We start from the raw sequence: 8,114 nt of genomic DNA on the forward strand, positions 1-8,114 counted from the left end.
GGGGTGCGTTGGGATCCGCCGGTGGCGGCGGTGCAGCCGGAGGCGGGGGTGCGGCCGGTGGCGCGCCTTCGACGACGCCGGTGTCCGGCGGCGGAGGTGGCGGTTCAGGCGCGGGCTGGGCTTGGGCGACCCCCGGCAGCACCAAGGCTGCCGCAGTGACACCCGCCAGCGCCGCGAGCCCGAGAGACTTCGGGAAACCCCTGCGTCGGTGGCGATGCGCGTCCGGCTGATCCATGGGGACGAAACTACCGTGTTGCGCCCCTGACGCAAGTGAGAGTTGCTCAAAATGTGCTCAACCGAGACATTGCTGTAGCCATTGAAGGCTCAGATAGAGCTATTCTAGGGGGTTGCTACCTAGGTGTGGACAGCAGGACGCCCCCGCGCGTTGCGCGGGGGCTGCCCGGGTGAGCCGATCGGGGCGGGCCCGACGTCTCGATATGTGTTTCTCCCCCGGTTGATCGCGCGGGTCCGCGGCCTCGTTACACGATGGCGGACGCCGGAGTCTGCGGGCGCCTCCGACGCGGCGCGTCGAATTTCATCCCATAGCTACTGTCCAGTAACATCGACGGTGCTCGCTGGGGGTTCAGCGTTGAACACGACAGGAGGCATCGTCCATGGATGTGTTGATCACCGGTTGCGACACCGATCTCGGACGCACGATCGCGCAGAACTTCGCCCAGGCCGGCCATGACGTCATTCTCGCAGCAGCCCGCCGGCAGGAACTCGAGGTGCTCGCCAAGGAACTCGACGTCTCCGACGACCGCATGATCGCGGTGGACAACAGCGACCCGAAAGCCCTGGCGGCGGCTCAGGCACAATTCCCGGCGTACCTCGACACGGTGGTGAACGTCCCGGCCGCGACGTGGCAGGGTGGCGATCCTCGCGCCTTCACCCTCGCCGACCACGCCATGCAGTGGCGACACATGTTCGACAGCGGTCTGGTGTCGGCCATGTTGACCGTCCAGGTTCTCGGTGATCAGCTTCGTTCGGGCGGCTCGATCATCACCGTGGTCCCCGAACCCACCAATGAAGGCAGCGCCGGCGCCGCCGTGAAGGCCGCGATCGCCGACTGGACGGCGGGACAGGCCCACCACTTCGGGATCCGGGGCATCACCGTCAACGCGGTGGCCGCCGGCCGGGGTCACGAGCCCGGTTACGACGGACTGGGCGCCGGTTCCGCGACCGTGAGCGACGAGATCGCCCGGCTGTCACTGTTTTTGACCACGCCCGCGGCTCGTCACATCACCGGCCAGACGCTGCACGTCAGCCACGGGGCCCTGGCGCACTTCGGCTGACGACCGCCACGGGCCGGCGCCAACCACCGGCGGTGTGGTTTTATTCCGGGCTTCACATGTAGCGAAACGTTCACCGGTGCCTCGCCGCCGGGTCGTAGGGTCATGCATGTGACCAGACTCGGGCTTCAGATCAACAACTTCTCCTACGGCGCATCCGGTCAAGGTGATGTCGCCGACCTGTTCCCCACCGTCGTCGCCCAGGCGCAGGAGGCCGATGCGTCCGGGTTCGACTCCGTCTTCGTGATGGACCACTTCTATCAACTGCCGGGTATCGGCACCCCCGACCAGCCGATGCTCGAGGCCTACACAGCGCTCGGTGCGCTGGCATCGGTCACCGAGCACGTGCAGCTCGGCACGTTGGTGACAGGCAACACCTATCGCAACCCAACCCTGCTGGCCAAGAACATCACCACCCTCGACGTGATCAGCCAGGGACGGGCGATCCTGGGCATCGGCACCGGATGGTTCGAGCTCGAGCACGATCAGCTCGGCTACGAGTTCGGCACGTTCACCGACCGGTTCGACAAACTCGGCGAGGCGTTGCAGATCATTCTGCCGATGCTCAAGGGTGAGCGGCCGACCTTCTCCGGCAAGTACTACCGGGTCGAGGAGGCGATGGCCAATCCGCGCTTCCGCCAGCACATTCCGTTGATGATCGGCGGAAGCGGAGAGAAGAAGACCATTCCGCTGGCCGCGCGGCACTTCGACCACCTCAACGTCATCGCCGGATTCGACGAGCTCGCCAAGAAGGTCGAGGTGGTCAAGCAGCGGTGTGAGGCCATCGACCGCGACCCGGCGACCCTCGAGACCAGCATGCTGGTCGGCGCCGTCGTCGGAGAGGGCATCAGCCCTGACCTCATCCCCGACGATTTCAAGCAGCGCATGGTGGCCGGCAGCGTGGAGCAGATCGCCGAACAGATCCAGGCCAAGGTGCTCGACGCGGGCATCGACGGCGTGATCCTGTTCGTGCCGACTCAGACCGTGGGCTACCAGCCGGGCCAGATCACCGCCCTGGGAGAAGCGCTCAAGCCGCTCGTCGGCGGGTGAACAACCGGTGCGGTGGGTTAGCTCACCGCGCCAGCGGGAAGTACGGCCACTAACGTATCGGTTGTACTAGACGTTCACACGTCTCGGTTGAATGTGACGTTCAGACGTCTTGGTTAGATGTGACGTTCAGACGTCTTGGTTAGATTTGACGTTCACACGTCTTGGTTGGATTGACGTTCACACGTCCGCGAGGAGCAGCAATGAGCCATCCCGGAGCTACGGGTTCCGATCGGCACAAGGTCGTCATCATCGGGTCCGGTTTCGGCGGTCTGACGGCGGCCAAGGAGCTCAAGAAGGCCGACGTCGACATCAAGTTGATCGCCCGAACCACTCATCACCTGTTCCAGCCGCTGCTGTACCAGGTCGCCACGGGCATCATCTCCGAAGGAGAGATCGCGCCGGCCACGCGGGTGATCCTGCGCGACCAGAAGAACGCCCAGGTGCTGCTCGGTGACGTGACGCGCATCGACCTCGAGGCCAAGACCGTCCGCTCCGAGCTGCTCGGGCACACGTACGTGACCCCGTTCGACAGCTTGATCATCGCCGCCGGTGCCGGGCAGTCCTACTTCGGCAATGACCATTTCGCCGAGTTCGCCCCCGGCATGAAGTCGATCGACGATGCGCTGGAACTGCGCGGTCGCATTCTCGGCGCGTTCGAGCAGGCCGAGCGCTCCAGTGACCCGGCCCGCCGGGAAAAGCTGCTGACGTTCGTCGTCGTCGGTGCCGGGCCCACCGGCGTCGAGATGGCCGGTCAGATCGCCGAACTGGCCGACCACACGCTCAAGGGCGCGTTCCGGCACATCGATTCGACCAAGGCGCGGGTGATCCTGCTCGACGCCGCTCCCGCGGTGCTGCCGCCGATGGGCGAGAAGCTCGGCAAGAAGGCGCAGGCCCGGCTGGAAAAGATGGGCGTCGAGATCCAGCTCAACGCGATGGTGACCGACGTCGACCGCAACGGCATCACCGTCAAGGATCCGGACGGGACCATGCGCCGGATCGAGGCGGCGTGCAAGGTCTGGTCGGCCGGGGTGTCGGCGAGCCCGCTGGGGCGGGATCTGGCTGACCAGTCCGACGTCGAACTCGACCGGGCCGGCCGCGTCAAGGTCATGCCGGACCTGTCGATCCCGGGCCACCCGAACGTGTTCGTCGTCGGAGACATGGCCGCCGTGGAGGGCGTCCCCGGCATGGCGCAGGGCGCCATCCAGGGCGCCAAATACGCGGCCAAGGCCGTCGCGGCAGGGCTCAAGGGCGCCGATCCGGCCGAACGTGAACCCTTCAACTATTTCGACAAGGGTTCGATGGCGACGGTCTCCCGTTTCAATGCGGTCGCCAAGGTCGGGCCGGTGGAGTTCGGTGGATTCATCGCCTGGTTGGCGTGGCTGGGCCTGCACCTTGTGTATCTGATCGGCTTCAAGAACAAGATCGTGACGGTGCTGTCGTGGACGATCACGTTCCTGTCGACCAACCGCGGCCAACTGACGATCACCGAACAGCAGGCCTACGCGCGGACCCGGATCGAAGAACTCGAGGACATCGCCGCGGCCGTGCAGGACACGGAGAAGGCGGCCAGCTGACGCGGGACGTCGTCAGAGCCGCTCGCCCTGCCAGGTGGTCAGACTGCCTCCCCCGGCCAGGGCGAGCGTCACTCCCCCCGTGGTGACGTCGGCGCACGGGTAGTGGAACTCGCTCACACACGCCAGCGGCGCAGCGAGGGCGTCGTCTGCCACGGAGCCCGCACCGAGCTCGACCCGGTGGCGCAGCAGCGCCCTGCCGTCGACGTCGGCGTGCAGTGATCCCGACCAGAAGCCTTGGCGTTCAGCGGTTCTGCCGATCTGGACACGCTCACGAAGTCGCACGCTGCCGCCGGCGGTGAGGTTCAACCGGGTGCGGGCGAAATGGCGGGAGGCGCCCGCCACGATGGTGGGCTGCGGATCCAGATCGAGCGTGCCGGCGACATCCAGGCACCATGACGCGTGTGACTCCACGCAGGCGGCCCCCGGCAGCGTCACCGTCGCCGCGGCGGTGCGCACCCGCAACCGCGCTCCCGGCTCCACCACGACCCGAAGATGGATCGTGTCGCCCCCCAGTGGTGTCGCGGCCGCCGACACCAGATGCACGGTGTCCGGTCCGGTGCGCCGTGCGGCGATCCCCCCGGTGCATTCGAGTCGGGGCGAGCGGTCACACCGGGCGACGATCACGACCTCAGAGCGCATCTAGGCGTCCTGCGCAACCTGCAGTTGCGCGCGGACCCAGTCGAGCACGGCACTTGCCGCGGGGTCCTCGGTCAGCGAGATCAGCACGAACGGTCGGTCACCGCGTACCGCTGCCGCGTCGCGGCGCATGACGTCCAGGTCGGCGCCGACCATCGGCGCCAGATCGGTCTTGTTGATCACCAGCAGGTCGGAGAACGTGACGCCGGGGCCGCCCTTACGGGGCACCTTGTCGCCGCCGGCGACGTCGATGACGAAGATCTGCACGTCCACCAGGCCCGAGGAGAACGTCGCGGTGAGGTTGTCGCCGCCGGACTCCACCAGGATCAGGTCCAGGGGGCGCCCGGGCCCCGTGTGCGCCGCCAGCAGATCGTCGATCGCATCCAGATTGGCAGTGATGTCGTCGCGGATCGCGGTGTGCGGGCACCCGCCGGTCTGCACGGCGGCGATCCGCTCGTCGGGCAGAACGGCGTTGCGGCGCAGGAAGTCCGCATCCTCGGTGGTGTAGATGTCGTTGGTCAGCACCGCCAGCGACAGCTCGTCGCGCAGCTGCCGGCACAGTGCCGCCACCAGCGCGGTCTTTCCCGAACCGACAGGTCCGCCGACACCGATGCGCAGCGGCTCGCCCGGCTGGCGCACCCGGCGCGGACGGTCGGGGTGGTCGTGGGTGTGTCCGGGCGAGTCGGCCGAGAGAAAATGTGGTGGCATCGGTGGCACGGTCAGCAGCTCCTCACTGTCACGAGGCGAACAACGGGCGTTCACGGTCGAGGTGTCGCTGGGCCAAGACGTCCAGCAGTGGGTCCGAGAGGTCGGCGAGACCGGCGGCGGCCTCGGCGGCGGTCTGCTCGCACAGCGGCGCGAGCTCGAAGGTCAGCGCCGCGACGTCGCCGGGGTCGAGGGCCAGCAGCCGTTGAGCGGCGGTGGCCGAACCGGTCATCGTCGTGTACACGACCGACAGGGCGGTGTGCTCGGGGTCCAGCGCCCCGGCCGCCCCGACTGCACCCAGCGCCACCGCCAGGTGCGGCGTGGCGCCCAGCGCGCCCCAATCCGACGAGGGCCACACCCGGCGTGCCAACCGGACCAGTCCGCGCCCCTGCGCCCGGGATGCCTGGCGTGCGGCGGGAGCCGGTGTGCGGGCGTCGGTTTCGGCGTCGCCGGTGCCGCCCGCCGCGGACTCGAGTGTGCCGCGGTGCACAGCGGCCGCGATCGATGCGGCCACCAACGCCGTCGTCCGGATTCGGCGCCGCAGAAATGCGGCGAGCGTCGCCAGATCCACCACCAGCCCACTGGTCACGGCTTCCTCGACCCCGCCGGAATGCACGTGACCGCCTGTGGGTAGCCGCGAGTCCGACAGCGCCAGCAGCATCGAATAGCCGGTCAGATCGGTCATCAGAACAGGAAGTAACGCTGCGCCATCGGCAGTTCGGCGGCGGGTTGTTCCTGCCACACCTCACCGTCGATCCGCACGGTGAACGTGTCCGGGTCCACCACGATGTCCGGTTGGGCGTCGTTGAGCGGCATGTCGGCCTTGCCGATCCCGCGGACGTTGTCGACCGCGACCAGGCGGCGACGCACCGCCAGCCGGTCGGCGAGACCGTCCTCGATCGCCTGCGGGGCAACGAAGTGCAGCGACGTGGCGGCCGCCGCAGCCGGCGCCGCACCGAACATCGGCCGGGGCAGGACCGGTTGCGGGGTGGGGATCGAGGCATTGGCGTCACCCATCGCCGCCCAGGCGATCATTCCGCCCTTGAGCACCGCATGCGGACGGACACCGAAGAACGCCGGCTCCCACAGCACCAGGTCGGCCAGCTTGCCGACCTCCACCGAGCCGATGTCGCGATCCAGACCGTGAGCGACTGCAGGGCAGATCGTGTACTTGGCGACGTAGCGCATCGCCCGGTTGTTGTCCGCGCCGCGGGGTCCCCCCGAGTCGCCCGGCAGGGCGCCGCGGCGACGCTTCATCATGTGCGCGGTCTGCCATGTGCGCATGACCACCTCGCCGATGCGGCCCATCGCCTGGGCGTCGCTGCCGATCATCGAGATGGCGCCGATGTCGTGCAGCAGATCCTCGGCGGCGATGGTGGACGGTCGGATCCGGCTTTCGGCGAACGCGAGGTCCTCGGGGACATTCGGGTTCAGATGGTGGCAGACCATCAACATGTCGAGGTGCTCGTCGAGCGTGTTGACGGTGTGCGGGCGAGTCGGATTGGTCGAACTGGGCAGCACGTTGGGTTGCCCTGCGACCGTGATGATGTCCGGTGCATGCCCCCCGCCGGCGCCCTCGGTGTGATAAGCGTGGATCGAGCGGCCCTTGATCGCGGCCAGCGTGTTCTCCACGAAGCCGGCCTCGTTGAGCGTGTCGGTGTGGATGTTGACCTGCACCCCGGCTGCCTCGGCGACGGTCAGGCAGGCGTCGATGGCGGCTGGTGTCGTACCCCAGTCTTCATGCAGCTTGAAACCCGCTGCACCGCCGCGCAACTGCTCCCACATCGCCTCTGCGCTGACGGTGTTGCCCTTGCCGAGCAGCGCCACGTTCAGCGGCCAGGTGTCAAGGGCTTCGAGCATCCTGGCCAGATGCCAGGAACCGGGGGTGACGGTGGTGGCCTTGCTTCCCTCGGCGGGGCCCGTGCCGCCGGCCACGATCGTGGTGATCCCCCCGCCGAGCGCCTCGTCCATCAACTGCGGACAGATCAGGTGCACGTGACAGTCCAACGCCCCGGCAGTGACGATTCGCCCGTTGCCGGCGATGATCTCGGTCGACGGCCCCACCACCAGGTCCGGATGCACCCCGGACATGATGTCGGGGTTGCCGGCCTTGCCGATGGCGCAGATGCGGCCGTCGCGAATGCCGATGTCGGCTTTGATGATTCCCCAGTAGTCGAGGATCACCGCGCCGGTGATCACGGTGTCTGGTGCGCCGTCGGCGCGGGTGGCCCGGGACTGACCCATCGACTCGCGCAGCACTTTGCCGCCGCCGAACACCGCTTCGTCACCGGCCAGACCCGGTCCCCCGCTTCGGTCCTCGGTGATCTCGATCAGCAGATCGGTGTCGGCCAAGCGGATCCGGTCGCCGGTGGTCGGTCCGAACAGTCCGGCGTAGCGCGAGCGGGACAGCGTGGTCATCGCGGATCGTCCAATCTGCCCGGGGGGTCGAGGGTCAGGCCGTGCACCTCGCGGGTACCGGCCAACGGCACGAGCGTGACGCGTTGTGCGATCCCGGGCTCGAATCTGATGGCGGTGCCGGCGGGAATGTCGAAGCGGTATCCCCGCGCGGTAGCGCGGTCGAAATCCAGTGCGGCGTTGGCCTGTGGGACGTGGACGTGGCTACCGACCTGCACCGGCCGGTCGCCGGTGTTGACGATGTCGAGCTCCAGCCGCGTTGCCCCCGCGTTGATCTCGATGTCGTCGTCACCGAAGACGATCTCTCCGGGTATCACTGGCGGGCTCCTTGCTCTTCGCGCGAGCGCTCATCGGGTTTGTTGCTCTTCGCGCGAGCGCTCATCGGGTTTGTTGCTCTTCGCGCGAGCGCTCATCGGGTTCCTTGCTCTTCGCGCAAGCGCTC

Annotated in this window: 9 protein-coding genes; 3 read left to right on the forward strand and 6 right to left on the reverse strand. The window is 67.8% G+C overall.

Annotated features, from left to right (window positions below):
- Positions 1-235: APA family fibronectin-binding glycoprotein (locus tag J3476_RS26855; RefSeq protein WP_286183831.1), on the reverse strand; the 235-nt coding region annotated here is incomplete at its 3' end.
- Between the two features lie 379 nt (positions 236-614).
- Between J3476_RS26855 and J3476_RS26860 the strand changes: the two genes are divergently transcribed.
- The 3 genes from J3476_RS26860 (at position 615) to J3476_RS26870 (ending at position 3,916) form a co-directional block, all read left to right on the forward strand.
- Positions 615-1,295, forward strand: coding sequence for an SDR family oxidoreductase (locus tag J3476_RS26860; RefSeq protein ID WP_207069326.1), 681 nt, complete (start codon positions 615-617; stop codon positions 1,293-1,295).
- A gap of 108 nt (positions 1,296-1,403) precedes the next feature.
- Positions 1,404-2,342 carry an LLM class F420-dependent oxidoreductase gene (locus J3476_RS26865; protein WP_373889139.1) on the forward strand — a complete coding sequence of 313 codons (939 nt, stop codon included), beginning with the start codon at positions 1,404-1,406 and terminating at the stop codon, positions 2,340-2,342.
- Positions 2,343-2,542: 200 nt separating this feature from the next.
- Positions 2,543-3,916 (forward strand): NAD(P)/FAD-dependent oxidoreductase, encoded by a 1,374-nt coding sequence (locus J3476_RS26870; protein ID WP_207069328.1) that lies wholly within the window; start codon positions 2,543-2,545, stop codon positions 3,914-3,916.
- A gap of 12 nt (positions 3,917-3,928) precedes the next feature.
- On the opposite strand, the gene J3476_RS26875 is transcribed toward J3476_RS26870, so the two are convergent.
- Genes J3476_RS26875 through J3476_RS26895 form a run of 5 tightly spaced genes read right to left on the reverse strand, consistent with a single transcriptional unit; the run spans position 3,929 to position 7,989 of the window.
- Positions 3,929-4,555 (reverse strand): urease accessory protein UreD, encoded by a 627-nt coding sequence (locus J3476_RS26875; protein ID WP_207069329.1) that lies wholly within the window; start codon positions 4,553-4,555, stop codon positions 3,929-3,931.
- A complete protein-coding gene (gene ureG, locus J3476_RS26880; RefSeq protein ID WP_207069330.1) occupies positions 4,556-5,260 on the reverse strand; it encodes an urease accessory protein UreG in 705 nt (234 codons plus the stop codon).
- A gap of 28 nt (positions 5,261-5,288) precedes the next feature.
- Positions 5,289-5,942, reverse strand: a complete 654-nt coding sequence (locus tag J3476_RS26885) for an urease accessory protein UreF (RefSeq protein WP_373889141.1) — start codon at positions 5,940-5,942, stop codon at positions 5,289-5,291.
- The gene (locus J3476_RS26890; protein ID WP_207069331.1) at positions 5,942-7,675 is read right to left on the reverse strand and encodes an urease subunit alpha; all 1,734 of its coding nucleotides are present in this window, start codon (positions 7,673-7,675) and stop codon (positions 5,942-5,944) included. The genes J3476_RS26885 and J3476_RS26890 overlap by 1 nt, the downstream gene beginning before the upstream one ends.
- Positions 7,672-7,989 carry an urease subunit beta gene (locus tag J3476_RS26895; RefSeq protein ID WP_152517332.1) on the reverse strand — a complete coding sequence of 106 codons (318 nt, stop codon included), beginning with the start codon at positions 7,987-7,989 and terminating at the stop codon, positions 7,672-7,674. Before J3476_RS26895 ends, J3476_RS26890 begins: the two co-directional genes overlap by 4 nt.
- Positions 7,990-8,114 lie beyond the last annotated feature (125 nt).

Source organism: Mycobacterium sp. PO1 (genome assembly GCF_017312405.1).
Lineage (GTDB): Bacteria > Actinomycetota > Actinomycetes > Mycobacteriales > Mycobacteriaceae > Mycobacterium.